We start from the raw sequence: 19,608 nt of genomic DNA, 5'->3' as shown, positions 1-19,608 counted from the left end.
TCGCGCCGCTCGGGGCAAGGGAGGTGCCGGCATGGGCAAGCGCACGGGACGTCGCCGAGCGCTCATCGCGTGCCTCGCGGCGGCTATGGTCGCGGTCATGCTCGGCTGCCTCGTCGCGTCCGTCGCGACGGGAGCGGCATGCATCACCTCCGCCGCGCGCCCTGTCGACCGCTTCGCTGCCTCCATCCCGCGGTACCGCTCGCAGCGCGACCGCGACGGGGACGGCATCGACGACCAGACGGACATCCTCGACAGCGCGCTCGCCTACGTGCAGACGCGCCCGCGGTATCGGAGCGCGTACTACGCGGGCGGGTATCCGGACGACGGCTGCGGTGTCTGTACGGATGTCGTGGCGTTCGCCCTGCGCGGGGCGGGGTTCGACCTGCGCGCGCTCATGGCCGAGGACATCGCCGCCGCGCCCGAGGCCTACGGCATCTTTGAGCCCGACGCGGACATCGATTTTCGCCGTGTGCCGAACGTGCGGGTCTACCTCGAACGCCATGCGGAGGCGCTCACCTGCGACACGGCCGACATCAACGCCTGGCAGGGCGGTGACGTCGTCGTCTACGACGGGCACGTGGGCATCGTGAGCGACCGCCGGAACGCGGACGGCGTGCCCTACCTCATCCACCAGGCGAGCCCGTTCCAGCTCGCCTACGAAGAGGACGCGCTCGCCTCGTTTGGTGAGGTCGTCGGGCATTACCGCCTGGGGTAGCGCGGCCGTGACGGGCTAGCTTTTCATCGCAGCAAGGAGTCGCCGTCTGCAGCCCCGTGCGCTCAGGCTTTCGCGATGCGGTGGATGAAGAGGCCGCTTCTGAGCTTCGGCTCGAACCAGGTGGATTTCGGCGGCATGAGCAGGCCGGCGTCGGCGACGGCGAGCAGCTGGTCGATGCCGGTCGCGTGGAGCGAGAACGCTGCGCCCGCGGTGCCGGCGCGCTCCTCGAGCTCGCGCACGCCGCGGATGCCGCCCACGAACGAGATGCGCGGGTCCTCGCGCACATCGCCGATGCCGAGGATCGGCACGAGCACGTGCTCCTGCAGCACGCTCGCATCGAGCCGGCTCACGGCGTCGCCCGCGGCGACCTGCGCGGCGAGTCCCTCGCCGAGGCCGAGCTTCCACCAGGTCCCTTCGGCATACATGCCGAACGTCCCGGGCGCCTCGGGGGTCACGGGCGCGTCCGCGCGCTCGACGGTGAACCCCGCCTCCGCGATGCGCGCCGCGAGCTCCGCGCCCGTCATGCCGCAGCGATCGGATACCACGCGGTTGTACGGCAGGATGGTGAGCTCGCTCGCCGGGAAGAGCACGGAGAGGAAGTAGTTGAACGGCTCAGTGCCCGTATAGGTGCCCGCGGCCCTCGCCTCGCCGCGGAGCTCCTGCGCCACATGTACTGCGGAGGCGGCGCGATGGTGGCCGTCGGCGATGTAGGCGCAGGGGATGTGCTCGAACATGGCGTGGATGGCCTCGACGGCCTCCGGGCGCGCGACCTCCCAGACGGTCTGGCGCACGCCGTCCTCGTCGGTGAAGCTGTAGAGCGGCGAGCCCTCCTTCGCGGCGGCGATGATGATGCCGAGCACCGGCTCGTCGCGATAGGTGAGGAAGATGGGGCCGGTCTGGCAGGCGAGCGCGCGGATGTGCTCGATGCGGTCGCGCTCCTTCTCCTGTCGCGTGAGCTCATGGCGCTTGATGATGCCGTCCTCGTACTCGTCGATGGCGCACACGCCCACGAGCCCCGTTTGCACGCGTCCCTGCCAGGCGAGCTCGTAGATGTAGTAGGCGCGCGTGCGGTCCTCGATGTAGGTGCCGTCCTCGATGCGCTCCCGCAAGAGCTCGGCTGCGCGCGCGTAGACCTCGGGCGCGTACATGTCCTGTTCGGACGGGAACTGGGTTTCAGGCCGGTCGATGGCGAGGAAGGAGCGCGGGTGCCCCGCGACGTACGCGGCCGCCTCCGCGCGGTCGAAGACGTCGTAGGGAAGCGCCGCGACCTCCGCCGCGCGCTCCGGGACTGGTCGTATGCAGGGGAAAGGAAGAACGCGCATGGAGGCTCCTTATCGTGGCTGGCAAGCTACCGCTCGTGTATCGCCCTATTGTTGCATGGTCGCGCCCGAAAGGGAAACGCCGCACGCCCCGTTTACGCCGAATTGACGGCGTCGACTGCCCGCAAGGGCGGGCGCAGAATATTCGTTCCAGTTGTGTGTGTATCTTTTCGGACGGTGCGCAGACACACGGCGTAGGGTGCAGGAAAACCGCAGGTCGCGAGATCCGAAGCGCATCGTGACGGCTCCTTGCGCCCAGAGAAGCACACACAACTGGAATGAACTTCTTGCGTGGCCGTGCGGAGCCGTATGCGCCTCCGAGATGTCACCTCGATTCCGACAATGAGTTTTCCACGGGGTTTTGCGCACCTATATTTACCAGGCATTTTAGCTGTCAGATTCTTGTCAGATTTGCGACAAGGTTTTTGCAAGGTCGCGAGGGAGAAATTCAGATTCTCAATTGCAGAGGCTTGCAATGGCAGTAGCGTTATGACATGGACATGAAGTTTTGTTCAACAACCGCGTTTGCCCTCCATCGGGTGCCCCCGGTCGTCCTCGCGATGATTGATGACCCCATCGATCTTGCCACGCGAGGAGGTCGGTATCGTTTCCTGGCGTGCGAGCGCCCGCTCGGCCTGCTCGACAAGCCGCTGCACGTCCTGAGCGACACGCGCGAGGGGCGGTTTTGCTCGGACAACCTCGTCGGCCATGTGTGCGGCCTGCACCCCGAGCTCGGCGACTTCACCGAGCTTGGCAGCGAGATGCACGTCGCTTCTCCCGCGCTGACCTTGTTCACCATGGCGCTCAAGGTCGATGTCATCACGCTTGCCATGGCGATGAGCGAGCTCTGCGGCACCTTCGCGGTCTGCCCGCTCAACCCGACGCTGCGCGCGCAACTCGATTCCCTTATCGAGGCACGTAGCCTGCCCGAGCTCGACGGATGGCGCCCGGTGCTCGACCGGAGTGGGCGCACAACCGATCTCTGGCACCGACCCCCGCTCGTCACGCGCTCGGAACTGCAGGCGTTTTCCGAGCGGGCGCGCGGCCGCAAGGGCTACAAATCGTTCGTCCAGGCGCTCGGCTTGATGTGCGAGAACGCGGCCTCTCCTCTTGAGGTACAGGCGGCCATGAAGCTCGGCCTATCCCGGCGTGTGGGTGGGGAGGGGGTCAGCCCCATTTACTTGAACGAGCGCATCGACCTCATCCGGTCCGCGCGCTTGATGGCGGACAAAACATACTGCGTCGCGGACTTGCTCATGCACAGCCGCGATGGAAGCCGGTCGGTCATCGTCGAGTGCCAAAGCAAGCTTATGCACGACAACGCCGAGAGTGCGCTATCCGATGCGACCCGGCTGGCGGCACTGCAAAGCATGGGGTACACGGTCATCCCAATAACATACGAGCAGCTGTCCGACCGGCGCGTATTCGAGCAGATCGCCTCCTATATCCTACGCGAGCTCGGGGAGCGCAGGATTCCGAAGACCGAGCGGCTCGTCGGCCGGGAGCGCGAGCTCAACGCCAAACTCTTCATCGATTGGGCGACGTTGGCGTGAGGGGGGCGCTTTCCGGGCGTGTAACGCGTGGTGCGGAAACGCGAAAAGGGCGCTTGGCAGCACGCTTCCTGCACCCGCGCAGCACACCTCAGAAAACTCATTCCAGTTGTGTGTGTATCTTTTCGGATGGTGCGCGGGCACCGGGCGAAGAGGGCAGAAAAACCGCAGGTCGCGAAATTCTATACACGCCGTGCTGGCTCTCTGCGCTCGGAGAAGCACACACAACTGGAATGAATTTGAGCGCGCCGGGTGCCCAGACGCTCGGACCGCGCTGCCAGGCTGTGCGCTGTGCATATCTTGGTGGCGCGACAGCCCTATTTGATCACGCGGACGCGGTACATCGAGGGGATGCGCTTGAGCGCCTCGATCGTGTCCGCTCCCAGGTGCTCGTCGGTGTCGAACATGGTGTAGGCGTGCTCGCCGGCGCTCTCGTTCACCATGCGCTGGACGTTGGCGTTGTCGTCGGCGAGGATGCGCGTGATCTGGCCGATCATGTTCGGCACGTTCGCGTGCAGGCACGCGATGCGGCTTGCGGCGCGCGCCTTGCCCATCGAGCAGCTCGGGTAGTTCACGGAATGCGCGATGTTTCCGTTCTCCAGGTAGTCCTTGAGCTCGGAGATGGCCATGTCGGCGCAGTTGGCCTCGGCCTCCTCCGTGCCCGCGCCGGAATGCGTGGTCACGAACGTGTTCGGCATGAGCACCGTCTTGGGCGTGGCGAAGTCGGTGGCGAACCACGAGAGGCGCCCCGCGTGCAGCGCGGTGTCGACGGCGTCCTCGTCCACGATGGACTCGCGGGCGAAGTTGATGAGCACGGCGCCGGGGGCGAGGAGCGCGAGCTGCTCGTCGCCGATCATGTGGAAGGTGTCGGCCTTCGCGGGCACGTGGAGCGTGAGGTAGTCGCAGCCGCGGCAGAGGTCCTCGAGCGTGCCCACGCGCTGGACGTCGCGGCTGAGCTCCCAGGCGTGCTCCACGGAGATGAACGGGTCGTAGCCGTACACGTCCATGCCCAGGTAGACGCAGGCGTTGGCGACCTTCGACCCCACGTTGCCCAAACCGATCACGCCCACGCGCTTGCCGCGCAGCTCATGGCCGACGAACGCCTTCTTCGCGCCTTCCGCGTGCGTGAAGATGTCGGGGTCGGTGGCGTTCTCGCGCACCCACTCCATCGACTGCACCACGCCGCGGCTCGCGAGCACCATCATGCAGAGCACCATCTCCTTGACGGCGTTCGCGTTCGCGCCGGGGGAGTTGAACACCACCACACCGCGCTTGGCGTACTCCTCGACGGGGATGTTGTTCACGCCGGCGCCGCAGCGGGCGATGGCGCGGATGCCCGCGGGCAGGTCGTAGCCGTGCAGGTCGGTCGAGCGCATGAGGATGGCGTCCGCCGAGGAGGCGTCATCCACGAACTCGTAGCCCGTGCCGAAGGTGACCTGGCCGTCCTTGGTGATGTCGTCGATGATCTTGATCTTGCGCATGCTGTGCTCCCTAGGCTGTGCTTCCCGGCCGCGCGCGGGGGGCGGCCGGGCGTGTACGGTATCTTACCCGATGCGGTGCCGGGACTCGAACTCCTCCATGAACGCCGCCAGGGCGCGGACGTCGTCCAGGCTCACGGCGTTGTAGATGCTCGCGCGCATGCCGCCCACGGCGCGGTGGCCGCGCACGCCCTCGATGCCGCGCGCCCGCGCGCCCTCGACGAACTCCGCGTCGAGCTCGGGCGTGGAGCAGCGGAACGTGACGTTGGCGATGGAGCGGGAGGCCGGCTCGGCGACCGCGTGGAAGACCGTGCTGCGGTCGAGGAGGCCGTAGAGGAGCGCGGCCTTCTCGCGGTTGCGCGCCTCCATCGCAACGAGGCCGCCCTCGTCCTCCACCCACCGGAACACCTTGCCGCAGAGGTAGATCCCGAAGGTGTTCGGGGTGTTGAGCATGGAGCCCGCGTCCGCCTGCGTGCGGTAGTCGAGGTAGGTGGGGCAGCAGGGGAGCGCGGCGCCCGCGCCCATGAGGTCCTCGCGCACGATGACGATGGTGACGCCCGCCGGCCCCGCGTTCTTCTGCGCGCCGGCGTAGACGAGCCCGTAGCGCTCGATGTCGAGGGGCATGGAGAGAAAGCAGCTCGACACGTCTGCCACGAGGGGCACGTCCAAGCAGCGGGGCAGCTCGTGGTACATGGTGCCGTAGATGGTGTTGTTCTGGCAGATGTGGATGTAGTCGAGGTCGTCGGCCTGCGCGCGCTCCTCGACGGGCGCGAGGTCGGGGATGCGCGTGAAGCCCTCCGCCTCGCTCGTGGCGAGGACCTCGGCCCGCCCGTAGCGCTCCGCCTCGCGCTGGGCCTTGCCCGAGAACACGCCCGAGACCACGTAGCCCGCGCGCCCCGTGCGCATGAGGTTCATGGGCACCGCGGCGAACTGCAGCGTGGCGCCGCCCTGCAGGAAGAGGACGCGGTAGGAGTCGGGGATGCCCACGATGCGGCGGAGCGTGGCCTCCGCGTCGTCGATGATCTCGCGATAGGCGGCCGACCGATGGCTCATCTCCAGGACGGACATGCCGCAGCCCTGGTAGTCCATGAGCTCGGCTGCGGCTTCTTGCAGGACGCGCTCGGGGAGGGCTGCCGGCCCGGCCGAGAAATTGTGCACGCGTGCCATCGGGGCTCCTTCCGCTCGAGATGACGGATGTGCGACACACTCTACCATAGGCGGGGCGGGGCCGACCCACCCGATGCCGGCGTAACCCTAGTGAAACACTCGGATTTCACGGCGCCCCCGAAAAGGGGTTGAAAGGAACACGTCCCCAACCAACCCATTTCGCGCGCCCGCGGCCCCGGGCGGGTACAATGGGGGCGAGCGGCGCTCGGTCGTCGCGCGTACCGGGGAAAGGGGCGGCAACATGGCGATCTACGTGCTTTCCGATGTCCATGGCCACAAGGCGGCGCTCGACGAGGCGCTCGCGCTCGCCTCTCCCGGCGATGACGACTCCATCTATGTGCTCGGCGACATGGTCGACCGCGGGCCGGACCCGCTCGGCGTCATCCAGCTCGTGCGCTCGCTGCCGAACGCGCGCGTTCTCATGGGCAACCATGAGCGCATGCTCGTCGACATCCTCATGGGCACGGGCGAGATGGACAACTTCACCTGGGCGCTCAACGGCGGCGTGGCCACGGCGCTCGGCCTCGACGCGCTCGACAAGGACGAGCTCGCCGAGCTCGTGGGGTGGGTGGCGGCGCTGCCGCTCTATGAGGTGGTCGACACGGAGAGCCGGCGCTACATCCTGGTGCACGCGGGCATCGACGCGCTCGAGGCGCGCGGCTTCCTCGCCACGTCGGGCATCGACGTGAGCGGCGGGCGCGGTGCCGCCGAGGCGACGCGCGACGACCTGCTCAAGATGCTCGCGCGGCAAGACCCCGAGACCTTGCTCTGGACGCGCAAGGCGTTCTGGATGCACCCCACATGGCTCGTGGGCGAGGACGGCACGGGCCCGGTGGTCGTGGCGGGCCACACCCCCTCGATCGTGCTCGCGCGCTACGCGGGCCTCGACGAGGACGTGGGCGTCGATGCTGAGGGCCGCGGCTGCGTGGTGCCCGTGGGCGCCTGCGCGGAGACCGGCGGCGTCGCCGACCGCATCGACATCGACTGCTCGGCGGCGGCGGGCGCGCCGCGCGGCCGCGTGGGCATCGTGCGCCTCGACGACGGCGCCACCTGGTACGCCGCCATCAAAGACGGCGAATAGGTTCAAAAAACGTTGCAGCCCAAGGACACGGTGCAGGCAAACTACAATCTGGAACTTGTTTCGAGCTAAGCCGCCGAGCGCTGGCCGCTGCCCCGTGACGGTCGTGCCGGGGTTCCGGTGTTCCTCGCCGGCGAGTTCCGCAGCGAGCGCAGCGAGCGAGGACTGTTTGAAGCCGGAGGGGAACACCGGAACCCCGGCCAAGGCATCGCGTCGGCCGCAGCCCCCTCGTCCGCCCCTTAGCTCAAAAACGGGTTCCGCTCGCGGCGGATGGCCTGGCGAATGCGGATGTACTCCCACACGAGCAGCGCGAGCAGAAGCGTCATCGACGCGAGGTAGCTCACCACGGCGCCGGCGAGGCCGATGAGGTTCACGAGCACGAGCGAGCTGAGCGTCACCGCCGCGAAGGCCACGAGGTAGAGGCGCATGACCTCGCCCTGGCGGCGCAGCACCGTCACGATGGCGTAGAGGAAGTCGATCGCGGCGATGACGCCGCCCGCCACGACCATGAGGTAGCACAGGAAGCGGAACTGCTCGAAGTCCACGCCGTACAGGAAGCCCGTGAGCGGGATGCCGATCGTGGCCATGAACACGCCCACGCCCGCCGTCACCGCGACGATGACGGCCATCACGGCGAGGATGATGAGGTCGAAGCGGCGGCGCTTGCGGGGGTTCGCCCAGATGTTCGAGAGCCGCACGAGCTGGGGCTTGTAGATGAAGCCGATGATGATCTGAATGCTCTGCGAGGGGAAGTAGAGGGCGTTGAAGTAGAGCTGGTTGTCGTAGGGCAGCGCGCCCTCCATCACGAGCTTCGGCATGGTCTCGATGAGGTTGAACAGGAAGAGCGCCGCGAAGAGCGGGAAGCACTGGCGGAAGAGGTCGATGACCTCTTCGAAGCGCCAGTGCCGGGACTTCTCGGTCTCGAGTAGGGCGAGCGGGATCGTCACGAGCACGAGCGACGCGACGGCGGCGATGCCCATGCCCACCGATGCGACGGCGATGTCGCGCATCACGAACAGGAGCACCGTAAACACGAGGAACACGGCGACGGAGCGGATCGTCTGCGAGATGCCCGCGAGGTAGAGCTTGTCGGCCTGCTGCAGGCGCCCCTCGTACACGTCGGCGGCGCCGTCCACAAGCTTGAAGAGGTACACGCCGAAACAGATCGTGGCCATGTAGGGCTGGTAGTCGCGGATCGTGCAGTACAGGATGCCGAGCACGAGGGCCATGGCCGTCGAGGACCAGCGCTGGATCTGGTAGGACGAGAACGCGTGCGTCTCGTCGATGTCCGAGACCTGGAAGTTGCGCACGCCGTAGTTCGCGGCGTACATGAGCAGCATGCCGGTGGCGAACGCCATCGAGAACATGCCCGCCTGCTCCGCGCCGGCGAGCTGCGACGCCACGATGGAGAGGATCGGCAGCGACATGCCCCAGACGGTGGTGCCGATCGTGTTCCACACGTAGTCGCGCGTGGCGCTGTGCGACTCGTATTCCTCCTCCTGATCGCTGAGCGATCCCTGGTAGATGGCATTGAGCAGGCGGGTCCACCACTGGTTCACGATGCGCGCGAGGAAGGGCTGGCGCGCGCGGCGGCTCCGGGCGCTCGCGGGGCGCGACGGCTCCGCGCTGCGCCGCGCGGCGAGCTTGCCCCTGAGGATATCCAAGGGATTTGCAGGCACGATGCTCCCATCAGCTTGACTGGAGCCGCTTGGCGACCCCGGCATAGCGTTCGAAGTGAACGTTCATTATAATCAGATGCGGAAGGAATTGCGTGAACGAACCCTGTTCCCCCTCACGTCACGATATCGGTTGCAATCGAGGGTGCGCGCCTTGTCGCTCGAGACACGTGCCCGCGTAAGGAAAGGTGTGGAGCGCATGATCGAAACCATACTCTTGGAGAACGGAATCAACTGCGATTTCGACCGTGTGCACGTGGACTGGTGCCCGGCGAAGCTCATCGAGCACTCCGTGTCGCACCATGAGGCGTACCTGACCTCGACGGGGTCGCTCTCCGTCTCCACGGGCGCCTTCACGGGCCGCAGCCCCGAGAACCGCTACATCGTGGATGCGGGCGAGGCCGATGAGCAGGTGAACTGGAACAGCAAGACGAACAAGCCCATCGACGAGGCCACCTACAAGCGCGTGCGCAAGAACGTGACGCGCTACATGTCCCAGCGCCGCCACCTGTTCGTCATCCGCGGCTACGCGGGCGCGGACCGCCAGTACGCGCGCAAGGTCATGGTCGTGTGCGAGCGCGCGCATCAGGCGCTCTTCATCCAGAACATGCTCGTGCGCCCCTCGAAGGACGAGCTCGAGGTCTTCGGCCGCCCGGACATCACCGTCTTCGCCGCCCCCACCTATGTGTGCTCGCGCGACCGCGACGGCCTCGAGCCCGCGGCCGTGATCCTCGACATGAACCGCAAGCAGATCGTCGTCGCCGGCACCGGGTACTGCGGCGAGATCAAGAAGGCCATCTTCACGATGATGAACTACCTCCTGCCCATCGAGGACGGCGTGCTGCCCATGCACTGCAGCGCCAACGTCGACCCCGCCACGGGCAAGACGTGCATCCTGTTCGGCCTCTCCGGCACGGGCAAGACCACGCTCTCGGCCGACCCGGCGCGCCTGCTCATCGGCGACGACGAGCACGGCTGGAGCCCGCGCGGCGTCTTCAACATCGAGGGCGGCTGCTACGCCAAGACCATCGACCTCACGCGCGAGCGCGAGCCCGACATCTTCGACGCCATCCGCTTTGGCAGCGTGAGCGAGAACGTGAAGCTCGACCGCAAGACGCGCGCCGCCATCTACTCCGATAGCTCCATCACCGAGAACGGCCGCGCCGCCTACCCGCTCGACCACATCGAGCGCGTCGTCGAGTCCGGCACCGGCGAGGTGCCGAGCGTGGTGCTCTTCCTCACGGCCGACGCCTACGGCGTACTGCCCCCCATCTCGCGCCTCTCGCGCGAGCAGGCCATGTTCCACTTCCTCACGGGCTACACCGCCAAGGTCGCCGGCACGGAGCTCGGCGTCAAGGAGCCGCAGCCCACGTTCTCCGCGCTCTTCGGCGAGCCGTTCATGCCGCTCGACCACATGGTCTACGCCTACCTGCTGGGCGAGAAGATCACGCAGAACGACACCCGCGTCTACCTGGTGAACACTGGCTGGACGGGCGGCCCGTACGGCATCGGCCACCGCATCGCGCTCTACCACACGCGCGCCCTCGTGAAGGCGGCGCAGGACGGTTCGCTCGACATCGCGGGCTACCGCCACAACGACGTGTTCGATGTCGACGTGCCCGTCGACTGTCCCGGCGTCCCGCGCGAGCTCCTCGACCCGCGCGGCACCTGGGACGATCCCGAGGCCTATGACAAGGCCGCGGCGGACCTCGCGGCGAAGTTCAAGGAGAACTTCGAGAAGCGCTATCCGGGCGTCGACCTCAAGAGCATGACCCGCGAGCGCTAAATGGGTTGATTGGGGACGTGTTCCTTCCAACCCCTTTTCTCGGGTGAGGGACTTATCTATCCCATGCCATGTTCGGGGCGGTGGCTGCGCGCAGCTGCCGCCCCGTGTCTTTGACGCTCGGCAACGCCGCTGGTATCATACTCACCGACATATGCGCCCCATCCCCGGATGGGGCGGCGCGGGCGCGTGCGGGCCGACATCGTAGGGCATTGAAGATGGTCGGCGGGCACGCGTTCTGCGTTTCTTTGCCGCCCGCATGGGGCGGCGCCGACCGCGCGCCCTGGGCGGCGCGCACGGAAGGGATGACGTCATGAAGCAGTTCATCACCGAGGATTCGTTCTGGCAGCTCTTTCCCGACGCCGCGATCGGCATCGTGGTGGCCGAGGGCATGAAGCCCGCCGACGAGGTGCCCGCGGAGGACGCGGCCGAGATCGAGCGCCTGCTCGACCGCGCCAACGTGCTCGCCGAGCGCCACATCACGAGCAACACGATCTCCGAGAACGCGCCCGTGAAGGCCTGGCGCGAGGCGTATCGCAAGTTCAAGACGAAGAAGGGCGCGCGCTGCTCCATCGAGAACCTGCTCAAGCGCGTGCTCAAGGGCAACCCGGTGGGCCACATCACGCCGTCGGTGGACATCTACAACGCGGTCTCGCTCAAGTACGCCCTGCCCGTGGGCGGCGAGGACATCGATGCGTTCGCGGGCGACCTGCGCCTGGGCATCACCGAGGGCGACGACGCCTTCCTGCCGCTCGGCGAGAACGAGCACGACGACCCCACACTCCCCGGCGAGCTGTGCTATCGCGACGATGCCGGCGCGGTGTGCCGCTGCTGGAACTGGCGCGACGGCGTGCGCACGGCGCTCACGGACACGTCGAAGAACGCGTTCCTCATCATCGAGTGCGTGGAGCCGGAGCGGGTGGAGGACTGCCAGGCGGCCATCGACGAGCTCGCGAGCCTCGTGGAGCGCTACCTGGGCGCGACCATCACGGTGAAGGAGCTCATCACCTTCGATGCGCGCTCCGCCGTCATCTCGGCGTAAGGCACCGAGGCCGGCACACACGCGGAAGCGGCGGGAGGCGTTATGGGGCAGGACGGGTTCTTCGCGCGGGTCTACGACGTCGTCGAGCAGATCCCCGCGGGCATGGTGGCCACGTACGGCCAGGTCGCCGCGCTCGCGGGACGGCCGCGCGCGGCGCGCTACGTGGGCTACGCCCTCCATGCGAACCCGCGCCCGGGCGAGATCCCGTGCCATCGCGTGGTGTTCGCGGACGGCGCCCTGGCTCCCGGCTTCGCCTTCGGCGGCCCGGGGGAGCAGCGGCGCCTGCTCGAGGACGAGGGCGTCGCCTTCCGCGACGAGGGGCATGTGGATCTGCGCGCCTGCCGCTGGCCGGCAGGCGTAGAATAACGGGGAGACCTTGGGGCGCGCGAGGCGCCCCGTCACCCGTTGCGAGGAGAGCCCATGCTGAGTGTCGCGTTCTGCACCTGCACCGATCACGCGTGCCCCAACCACCCGACCAACCACGATCGCGGCTGCACGCCGTGCATCGCCAAGTGCCTGAGCCAGCACGAGATCCCGACCTGCTTCTTCCGGGACGTCTCGCTCGACCTCAAGCCGGGCGACGAGCAGGATTGGACGTACCGGGGCTTCGCCGAGCACGTGCGCGCCCGCCTCGCGGAGGACGAGGCGTAAGCGGCGGCGAGGATTCCGCTGCGCGCGGGTACGCCCCTAAGCCGCGGCGTGCTCGGGTTCCAGCACGCGCGCCACGAGCTCGGGGAAGGCGCCGTCCTCGCCGTGCGTGTCGAGCACGAGCCCGCAATAGGGCCGCACGTCGTCGGTGATGTTCGCCACGCCCACGCCGAGGCCCGCCGCCTGGATCATCTCGAGGTCGTTCGCCGCGTCGCCCACGCCGATGGTCTCCGCGATGGAGATGCCCAGGAGCTCGGCCAGGTGCTTGAGGCCGGTGCCCTTGTTGACGCCGGCGGGGACGAACTCGACGTAGCGGTTTGAGGAATACGTGATGTCGACGAGCGCCGGGTCGAGCTTCGGCTCGAGCTCCTCCCCGATGCGCTTGCACTTCGAGAAATCCGTGTCCATGAAGATGATCTTCACGAGCTCCTCGCCCGCGGCGAAGGAGAGGTCGTGTATGGAATCGTCCACGCGCACGACGCCGGCGATGCCCTGCACGTACTCCTCTTCCTCGGGCGGGAGGAACTGCGTGTAGGTGGTGCCGCTCGCGGTGTAGACGTGGACGGCCTGGCGGTGCTCGACCGCCCAGGCGTAGAGCCATTCGAGCGACGCGCGGTCGATGAGCGTGCGCATGAGCGGCTCGGGGTCGCCGTAGCGGTTGATGAACGCGCCGTTGTACGAGATGACGTAGGTGCCCTGCATGAGCCCCTGGTCGATGTCGGCGAAGTTGGCCATGATGGACTGGTAGGGGCGACCGGAGCTCGGCACGAAGAGCACCCCGAGCTCGCGCATGCGCGCAAGCGCCCCGAGGTTCGGCGCGGGGATCTGGTGCTGCCCGTCGAGGAACGTCTCATCCATATCCGAAGCAACGACCTTGTACATCTTTCATTCCCCCATCTTTGAGCTGAGTGACGTCGTCGACCATCGGCCATTTCCTCCACCACGAGTTCCGCAGCGAGCGCAGCGAGCGAGGACTGTCTGAAGTGGGGGAGGAAATGGCCGATGGCCGGCGGGCGGCGCGGGCTTTTCTAGTACACCATCCCCATGGCCTCGCGCACCTCGGCGAGCGTGGCCTCCGCGATCTCGTTCGCGCGGCGGTTGCCCTCGTGGAGCACGTCCTTCACGTAATCGAGGTCGTTCTCGAAGGCGTGGCGCCGCTCGCGGATGGGCTCGAAGTAGCCGTTCACCGCCTCGGTCACGTACGTCTTGAGCGCGCCGGAGCCCCCCATGCCGATCTCGGCGGCGATCTCCTCGGGGTCGAGGCCGGTGCAGATGGCCGCGGTGGAGAGCAGGCCGGAGACGCCGGGGCGGTTCTCGGGGTCGAAGGTGATCATGCGCTCGGAGTCGGTCTGGCTCTTCTTGATGCGCTTCGCCGTCTCCTCGGGCGTCATGGAGATCGAGATGGCGTTGCCGTAGCTCTTGCTCATCTTGCGGCCGTCGAGGCCGGGCAGCAGCGGCGTGTCGGAGAGCAGGGCGTCCACCTCGGGGAACACCTTGCCGTAGCGGTTGTTGAACTTGCGCGCGATGAGGCGCGTGAGCTCGATGTGCGGCAGCTGGTCGCGGCCCACGGGCACCACGTTGCCCTTGCAGAACAGGATGTCGCAGGCCTGGTGCACGGGGTAGGTGAGCAGAAGGCCCGTGAGCTCGTGCCCGCTCGCCTCCATCTCAGCCTTCACCGTGGGGTTGCGCTGCAGCTCCGCCTCGGAGACGAGCGAGAGGAACGGCAGCATGAGCTGGTTCGCGGCGGGCACGGCGGAGTGCGCGTAGATCATGGTCTTATCCGGGTCGACGCCGCAGGCGAGGTAGTCCATGACCATGTTGTAGACGTTGTCCTGGATGTGCTCGGTGGTGTCGCGGTCGGTGATGACCTGGTAGTCCGCGATGAGGATGCTCGTGTTCACGCCCATGTCCTGCAGCTCGACGCGGCCCTTGATCGTGCCGAAGTAGTGCCCCAGGTGCAGCCGCCCGGTGGGGCGGTCGCCCGTGAGCATGGTGTAGTGCTCCGGATGCTGCGGCAGGTCGGCGCGGATCTCGTTGCTGCGCGCAAGCGCGGTCTCGTAGCTGCGTTCGTTCGGCATGGTTCACCTTTCGCGTGCCATCGGGACGGGGCGGTTCGGCCGCGTCGCGCGGGCGCGCCGGCACCGACCCGTCTACTTCCTCTTCTTGCTGTGGTCGTTGGTATTATCGCGCAACCTGCCCTCGAGGTGCTGCACGGATTCGCGGCGCTGGTCGCGCCGGGCCGCGCGCTCGCGCTCCTCGGCCCGCTGCTCCTCGGTGAAGGCGGGGTCCTCGGGCGTGACGATCTCGTCCTGGTGCGTCTTGGGGTTGTAGTGGTGGCGCAGCACCGGCTCGAAGAGGTGCAGGCGCATCGCGAAGATGGTCGAGCCGCCGAGCAGCACGAGGAAGATGAGGATGCGGAGCTCCATCCGCACCTGGTTGATGAGCGTCGCGCCCACGGCGAGCAGGATGCACCAGGCGTAGATGAGCAGCACCGCCTGGCGCTGGTCGTAGCCCTCCTGGATGAGGCGGTGCTGGATATGGCCCTTGTCCGCCTGGCCGATGCTCACGTGGGCGCGTTTGCGGCGGATGATGGCGGCGAGCGTGTCGAGGATGGGCACGCCGGCCACGATGAGGGGGATGATGAGCGAGGTGAGCGCGGCGGTGCGGTTCACGGAGAGGAGCGACACCGTGCCGAGGGCGAAGCCGAGCAGCAGCGACCCCGAGTCGCCGAGGAAGATGCTCGCGGGATGGAAGTTGTAGCGCAAGAAGGCGAGGCAGCCGCCGAAGAGCGCCATGGAGAGCGCCGCGGCGTCCGTGCGGCCGGCGAGGAAGGCGAGGCCGAACATCGCGATGCTCGCGATGGCGGTGATGCCCGCGGCGAGCCCGTCGAGCCCGTCGATGAGGTTGATGATGTTCGTGTACGCGACGAGGTAGACCACGGTGATGGGGTAGGCGAACCATCCGAGGTCGAGGTTGCCCGGCCCCACGGGGTTCGAGATGGCGCCGATGGTGAGGCCGCCCGCCGCGGCGAGCACGGCCGCGAGCACCTGGCCGGCGAGCTTCGCGCGCGGCGTGAGCGACACCACGTCGTCGATGGCGCCCGTCGCCACGATCGTGCAGAACGAGAGCGCGAGCAGCCTGTAGTCGAGGTTCAGGCTCGGATGCGAGATGAGCGCGGACGGCCAGCCCCATTCCCAGGTGCCGACGACTTGCACCACGAGGGCGGCGACGAGTCCCGCGAAGACCGCGAGGCCGCCCATGCGCGGTATGGGCACCGTGTTGATGCGGCGCTTCGAGGGGTAGTCCACGGCATCGAGGCGAACCGCCAGGCGCTTCACCACGGGGACGAGCAGAAACGTCGTCGTGAACGCGGCGGCGGCGACGCATATGTAGGGAACGAGCGAATCCATCGGTCGAAAGATACCATCCGTACGGGTACGGCAGCGCCTCCTTCGGGCGCCGCGACTCGCACCATGATACCGAAAAAACGCAGCGCCTCGCGTGCGGCGGGAGATAAAACGCGGGTTGCCATCGGATGCCCACCTTGCCGGCCGGCACCTACCCGCAGCGGGTGATAAAAAGGTGTCAGTCACCTTTTTATCACTCTCGCCGTGTCGGCCGCCGCGTGCCCACGACCAGTGATAAAAAGGTGACTGACACCTTTTTATCACCGACACCTTTGTATCATGTTGGGATCGAGGCAAGAAAAAACCGCACCCTGCTTCTCGAAAATGAACCCACCTCTACAAGGTGGGTGCCCTCATCGGCCCCTCCAGCTTCCTTAACAACGAAGGATGCCTGTACTAGGCTCGACTGTGTGGGCTCCCTAAAAAAACGTGACGGTTCACCCAGTTGATCCGCAGGGTGCGGAACACCTCTTATCTTATCGCGCCGTCCACCGATTACCAGTCTTGACATCTCCCGTGTGCCGGGTATGATGGGCGCGAGGGCGCACGCCAAGCGCGCAACGCCCTTCGGGCCGCGCATCGCCGCAGGTGCGATCGGCCGCTTACCCTCTGCGCAACGCCTAACATGTACCACGGTCGGCGCCGTGTTCGCGCGCCGTGCCACCCGCTGTCCGCGCGCCGCCTCAGAGCCGGCTGCGCGTGGCGGTGTCGTGGAAGCAGAACGTGTCCGGGCGATGCCGGGACTCGGTGTACTCGAACATGGTGCCTTGGCTGTCGAACGTCTGGCTCCGCATGACGGCGAGGTAGTCGACGCCCTCGATGTCGAGGAGCTCCGCATCGTGCGCGGTCGCGCGCTCGACCGTGATGGTGCGCTTGCTCGTCTCGATCACCGTGCCGAGCTCCCCCTCGAGGTAGTCGTAGATGGAGCGTTCCGCCACCTCCGCGGTGAGGCCGGGCACGGCGTCGGCGAGGAAATAGCTCCGGTCGAGGATGAGCGCCCGGCCGTTCAGCACGCGCACGCGCTCGACCGTGACGAGGCGCGCGCCGAGGGGGTGGCCGGTCAGCTCGGAGAGCGCTTCATCGGCGACGATGCCGGCGAGGTCCGTGACCTTGGTTTTGGCCTCGAGGTGGTTGCGCTCGACGGTCTCGCGGAAGCTCTCGATGCCGCCCACCTCGAACGTGGCGCGCTCGCGCGGGCGCCAGATCACGCGCACGCCCTTGCCGTGGATGGGCTGCACGTAGCCGCGCTCCTTGAGCAGCGCGATCGCGCGGCGGATGGTGTTGTGCGAGCAGCCGAAGGCCTGGGTGAGCGCGCTCTCCGAGGGCAGGAGGCTCTGGTAGGGGTACGAGCCGTCCTCGATGCTGTCGAGCATGTCCCGGTAGATGGTGTCGTATCGCGCCTTCACAGGTCCGCTCCTCTCGTCGCGCTCCGCGCGCGGCATGCGCCTCCGCCGCGCTCCTTGTAAGTGTAACTTATTTGAATAAGATGTGAAACACGGCGCAGGCCGACCGTTCGGCGGCGCGTATCGACCGCTCGCCGGGAGCTCCTTCATTTCCGACAACTTATTTAAATAAGTTTGCGATACTCAGCTTGCTTATTTGAATAAGTTGGGGACCGAGCGAATCGGTCGAGAGGAAGGAAGCGGGGCATGGCGAAGTACACGGAGGACGCTGGCAAGCTCCTCGACCTCGTGGGCGGCAAGGAGAACATCTCCGCCGTCACGCACTGCATGACGCGCATGCGGTTCGTGCTCGTGGACGAGGGCAAGGCCGACGTCAAGGCCATCGAGGAGCTCCCGAGCGCCAAGGGCACGTTCACGCAGGCGGGGCAGTTCCAGGTCATCATCGGCAACGACGTCGCGGACTTCTACCAGGAGTTCACGAAGATCTCGGGTATCGAGGGCGTCTCGAAGGAGGCGGCGAAGGCCGCGGCGGGCGCGAACCAGAACCCGGCGCAGCGCATCATGGGCATCCTGGGCGAGATCTTCGCCCCGCTCATCCCGGCGCTCATCTGCGGCGGCCTCATCCTGGGCTTCCGCAACATCATCGGCGAGGTGAACTTCTTCACCGATGGCGGCGTGTTCGACCTCGAGCACGGCACGAAGTCCATCGCCGACATGTGGACGTTCTGGAACGCCATGTACAACTTCCTGTGGATCATCGGCGAGGCCGTCTTCCACATGCTGCCCGTGGGCATCTGCTGGTCGGTGACGCGCAAGATGGGCACGACGCCCATCTTGGGCATCGTGCTCGGCCTCACGCTCGTCTCGCCGCAGCTCCTGAACGGCTTCTCCGTGGCCACCGCCTCGCCCGAGGACATCGCCGCGCACACCTATGACTTCGGGTTCTACTCGTTCCTCGGCACCGGCTACCAGGGCCAGGTCATCGCCTCGCTCATGGCCGCCTTCGTGCTCGTGGGGCTCGAGAAGTTCTTCACGCGCATCACGCCCGAGGTGGTGCGCATGATCGTCGTGCCGTTCATGTCGCTCGTGCCGGCCGTGTTCATCGCCCACCTCGTGGTCGGGCCCATCGGCTGGGCGATCGGCGACGCCATCGCCAACGCCGTGCAGTGGGGCCTCGACTCGAACTTCCGCGTGCTGTTCGCCGCGCTCTTCGGCCTGCTCTACGCTCCGCTCGTCATGACCGGCCTGCACCACATGACGAACGCCATCGACTCCCAGATGGTGAGCATCTACGAGTACACCACGCTCTGGCCCATGATCGCGCTGTCGAACATCGCGCAGGGCTCCGCCGTGCTCGCCATGACGGTGCTCCAGAAGAAGAACGACCGCGCCCAGCAGGTGAACATCCCCGCGTGCATCTCGTGCTACCTCGGCGTCACCGAGCCCGCGCTCTTCGGCGTGAACCTCAAGTACAAGTTCCCGCTCGTGTGCGGCATGATCGGCTCCGCCCTCGCGGCGATGGTCTGCACCGGCTTCGGCGTGAAGGCGCTCTCCATCGGCGTCGGCGGCATCCCGGGCATCCTCTCCATCCGCTTCGACTACTGGCTGATCTTCGCGGCGTGCATGCTCATCGCCATCGTGGTGCCCTTCGTGCTCACGCTCATCGTCGGCGGCAAGCAGCTCACGGCCTCCGAGCGCGGGCTCGCGGTCGCGGGTGCTCCCGCCGCGGGCGGCGGCGCGACGGTCATGGTCGAGGTGACCGCGGACGCCCCCGCGGCGGATGCCGCCCCGGCCGTCCCTGGCTCGCTCGTCGCTCCGCTCTCCGGCACGGTGAAGCCCATCGACGAGATGCCCGACCCGGTGTTCAGCAGCAAGTGCATGGGCGACGGCCTGTGCATCGAGCCCGCCGCGGACGCCTGCGAGGTCGTGGCGCCGGCGGACGCCGAGGTGGCCGTAACCATGCCCGCCTCGAATCACGCCGTGGGCCTGCGCCTCGCCAACGGCATGGAGCTCCTCATCCACGTGGGCATCGACACGGTGGACATGGGCGGCGACGGCTTCACCTGCTACGTGGCGCAGGGCGACCACGTGCAGGCGGGGCAGCGGCTCCTTTCCTTCGACCAGGACAAGATCCGCGCCGCAGGGCATCCCACGGTGACCGCCTTCGTGGTCTCCGCGCCCGGGCAGGCGCGCGACATCTCGTTCGCCGCGGGCACGGACGCCGTCGCCGGCGAGACGGCCGTGGTGGATTTCAAGGCCTAGGATTCGGTATACGCAGCGCGCGGTGGGCGGCTCGAGCGGGTCGCCCGCCTCGCGCGTTTCGGGCGCGAGCCCAGAGAGGG

Annotated in this window: 16 protein-coding genes; 8 read left to right on the top strand and 8 right to left on the bottom strand. The window is 67.3% G+C overall.

The genetic code is table 11. The features are described from left to right. Positions 1–31 precede the first annotated feature (31 nt). Positions 32–715, top strand: coding sequence for a DUF1287 domain-containing protein (locus tag B5G02_RS06160; RefSeq protein ID WP_094335591.1), 684 nt, complete (start codon positions 32–34; stop codon positions 713–715). Positions 716–777: 62 nt separating this feature from the next. Here the strand turns inward: B5G02_RS06160 and B5G02_RS06155 are convergent, their stop codons facing one another. Next, positions 778–2,037, bottom strand: a complete 1,260-nt coding sequence (locus B5G02_RS06155) for a DUF1015 domain-containing protein (RefSeq protein WP_094335590.1) — start codon at positions 2,035–2,037, stop codon at positions 778–780. 491 nt (positions 2,038–2,528) lie between these two features. Here B5G02_RS06155 and B5G02_RS06150 point away from each other — a divergent pair, with 491 nt between their 5' ends. Continuing rightward, positions 2,529–3,587: a hypothetical protein gene (locus tag B5G02_RS06150; RefSeq protein WP_094335589.1), complete on the top strand. Its 1,059-nt coding sequence runs from the start codon at positions 2,529–2,531 to the stop codon at positions 3,585–3,587. Between the two features lie 314 nt (positions 3,588–3,901). Here the strand turns inward: B5G02_RS06150 and B5G02_RS06145 are convergent, their stop codons facing one another. Continuing rightward, positions 3,902–5,065, bottom strand: coding sequence for a phosphoglycerate dehydrogenase (locus B5G02_RS06145; RefSeq protein WP_094335588.1), 1,164 nt, complete (start codon positions 5,063–5,065; stop codon positions 3,902–3,904). A 63-nt stretch (positions 5,066–5,128) separates the two neighbouring features. Beyond that, a complete protein-coding gene (gene serC / locus B5G02_RS06140) occupies positions 5,129–6,229 on the bottom strand; it encodes a 3-phosphoserine/phosphohydroxythreonine transaminase (RefSeq protein WP_094335587.1) in 1,101 nt (366 codons plus the stop codon). Between the two features lie 241 nt (positions 6,230–6,470). Between serC and B5G02_RS06135 the strand changes: the two genes are divergently transcribed. Then, positions 6,471–7,310, top strand: a complete 840-nt coding sequence (locus tag B5G02_RS06135; protein ID WP_094335586.1) for a metallophosphoesterase — start codon at positions 6,471–6,473, stop codon at positions 7,308–7,310. A 236-nt stretch (positions 7,311–7,546) separates the two neighbouring features. Here B5G02_RS06135 and B5G02_RS06130 read toward each other — a convergent pair whose 3' ends face one another. Continuing rightward, positions 7,547–8,965: a lipopolysaccharide biosynthesis protein gene (locus B5G02_RS06130; RefSeq protein WP_094335624.1), complete on the bottom strand. Its 1,419-nt coding sequence runs from the start codon at positions 8,963–8,965 to the stop codon at positions 7,547–7,549. 217 nt (positions 8,966–9,182) lie between these two features. Here B5G02_RS06130 and pckA point away from each other — a divergent pair, with 217 nt between their 5' ends. The 4 genes from pckA (at position 9,183) to B5G02_RS06110 (ending at position 12,459) form a co-directional block, all read left to right on the top strand. Next, the gene (gene pckA, locus B5G02_RS06125) at positions 9,183–10,769 is read left to right on the top strand and encodes a phosphoenolpyruvate carboxykinase (ATP) (RefSeq protein WP_026088968.1); all 1,587 of its coding nucleotides are present in this window, start codon (positions 9,183–9,185) and stop codon (positions 10,767–10,769) included. 310 nt (positions 10,770–11,079) lie between these two features. Further along, a complete protein-coding gene (locus tag B5G02_RS06120) occupies positions 11,080–11,808 on the top strand; it encodes a B3/B4 domain-containing protein (protein WP_094335585.1) in 729 nt (242 codons plus the stop codon). A 42-nt stretch (positions 11,809–11,850) separates the two neighbouring features. Next, complete coding sequence (locus B5G02_RS06115; protein ID WP_019238319.1) at positions 11,851–12,174, top strand: MGMT family protein; 324 nt, start codon at positions 11,851–11,853, stop codon at positions 12,172–12,174. Between the two features lie 54 nt (positions 12,175–12,228). Beyond that, positions 12,229–12,459, top strand: a complete 231-nt coding sequence (locus B5G02_RS06110; RefSeq protein ID WP_094335584.1) for a DUF6485 family protein — start codon at positions 12,229–12,231, stop codon at positions 12,457–12,459. Between the two features lie 36 nt (positions 12,460–12,495). On the opposite strand, the gene B5G02_RS06105 is transcribed toward B5G02_RS06110, so the two are convergent. From B5G02_RS06105 to treR, 4 genes are all read right to left on the bottom strand, one after another. Then, complete coding sequence (locus tag B5G02_RS06105) at positions 12,496–13,338, bottom strand: HAD-IIB family hydrolase (RefSeq protein ID WP_094335583.1); 843 nt, start codon at positions 13,336–13,338, stop codon at positions 12,496–12,498. A 146-nt stretch (positions 13,339–13,484) separates the two neighbouring features. Continuing rightward, positions 13,485–14,534, bottom strand: a complete 1,050-nt coding sequence (trpS, locus tag B5G02_RS06100; protein ID WP_094335582.1) for a tryptophan--tRNA ligase — start codon at positions 14,532–14,534, stop codon at positions 13,485–13,487. A gap of 72 nt (positions 14,535–14,606) precedes the next feature. Beyond that, positions 14,607–15,866: a glycosyltransferase family 4 protein gene (locus tag B5G02_RS06095; RefSeq protein ID WP_094335581.1), complete on the bottom strand. Its 1,260-nt coding sequence runs from the start codon at positions 15,864–15,866 to the stop codon at positions 14,607–14,609. A 680-nt stretch (positions 15,867–16,546) separates the two neighbouring features. Then, positions 16,547–17,269: a trehalose operon repressor gene (gene treR / locus B5G02_RS06090; protein ID WP_026088969.1), complete on the bottom strand. Its 723-nt coding sequence runs from the start codon at positions 17,267–17,269 to the stop codon at positions 16,547–16,549. A gap of 243 nt (positions 17,270–17,512) precedes the next feature. Here treR and treP point away from each other — a divergent pair, with 243 nt between their 5' ends. Then, the gene (treP, locus tag B5G02_RS06085) at positions 17,513–19,528 is read left to right on the top strand and encodes a PTS system trehalose-specific EIIBC component (RefSeq protein WP_094335580.1); all 2,016 of its coding nucleotides are present in this window, start codon (positions 17,513–17,515) and stop codon (positions 19,526–19,528) included. Positions 19,529–19,608: the final 80 nt, after the last annotated feature.

The sequence above is a fragment of the [Collinsella] massiliensis genome (assembly GCF_002161605.1).
GTDB lineage: Bacteria > Actinomycetota > Coriobacteriia > Coriobacteriales > Coriobacteriaceae > Enorma.
Note: the sequence above shows the minus strand (reverse complement) of the source record. Positions and strands in the feature narration are given on the sequence as shown.

What these genes read in the sequence shown, in the direction of transcription:
- B5G02_RS06160 (WP_094335591.1), top strand. Translation starts at nt 32, where the DNA reads ATGGGCAAGCGCACGGGACGTCGCCGAGCGCTCATCGCGTGCCTCGCG.
- B5G02_RS06155 (WP_094335590.1), bottom strand. Translation starts at nt 2,037, where the DNA reads ATGCGCGTTCTTCCTTTCCCCTGCATACGACCAGTCCCGGAGCGCGCG.
- B5G02_RS06150 (WP_094335589.1), top strand. Translation starts at nt 2,529, where the DNA reads ATGGACATGAAGTTTTGTTCAACAACCGCGTTTGCCCTCCATCGGGTG.
- B5G02_RS06145 (WP_094335588.1), bottom strand. Translation starts at nt 5,065, where the DNA reads ATGCGCAAGATCAAGATCATCGACGACATCACCAAGGACGGCCAGGTC.
- serC (WP_094335587.1), bottom strand. Translation starts at nt 6,229, where the DNA reads ATGGCACGCGTGCACAATTTCTCGGCCGGGCCGGCAGCCCTCCCCGAG.
- B5G02_RS06135 (WP_094335586.1), top strand. Translation starts at nt 6,471, where the DNA reads ATGGCGATCTACGTGCTTTCCGATGTCCATGGCCACAAGGCGGCGCTC.
- pckA (WP_026088968.1), top strand. Translation starts at nt 9,183, where the DNA reads ATGATCGAAACCATACTCTTGGAGAACGGAATCAACTGCGATTTCGAC.
- B5G02_RS06120 (WP_094335585.1), top strand. Translation starts at nt 11,080, where the DNA reads ATGAAGCAGTTCATCACCGAGGATTCGTTCTGGCAGCTCTTTCCCGAC.
- B5G02_RS06115 (WP_019238319.1), top strand. Translation starts at nt 11,851, where the DNA reads ATGGGGCAGGACGGGTTCTTCGCGCGGGTCTACGACGTCGTCGAGCAG.
- B5G02_RS06110 (WP_094335584.1), top strand. Translation starts at nt 12,229, where the DNA reads ATGCTGAGTGTCGCGTTCTGCACCTGCACCGATCACGCGTGCCCCAAC.
- B5G02_RS06105 (WP_094335583.1), bottom strand. Translation starts at nt 13,338, where the DNA reads ATGTACAAGGTCGTTGCTTCGGATATGGATGAGACGTTCCTCGACGGG.
- trpS (WP_094335582.1), bottom strand. Translation starts at nt 14,534, where the DNA reads ATGCCGAACGAACGCAGCTACGAGACCGCGCTTGCGCGCAGCAACGAG.
- B5G02_RS06095 (WP_094335581.1), bottom strand. Translation starts at nt 15,866, where the DNA reads ATGGATTCGCTCGTTCCCTACATATGCGTCGCCGCCGCCGCGTTCACG.
- treP (WP_094335580.1), top strand. Translation starts at nt 17,513, where the DNA reads ATGGCGAAGTACACGGAGGACGCTGGCAAGCTCCTCGACCTCGTGGGC.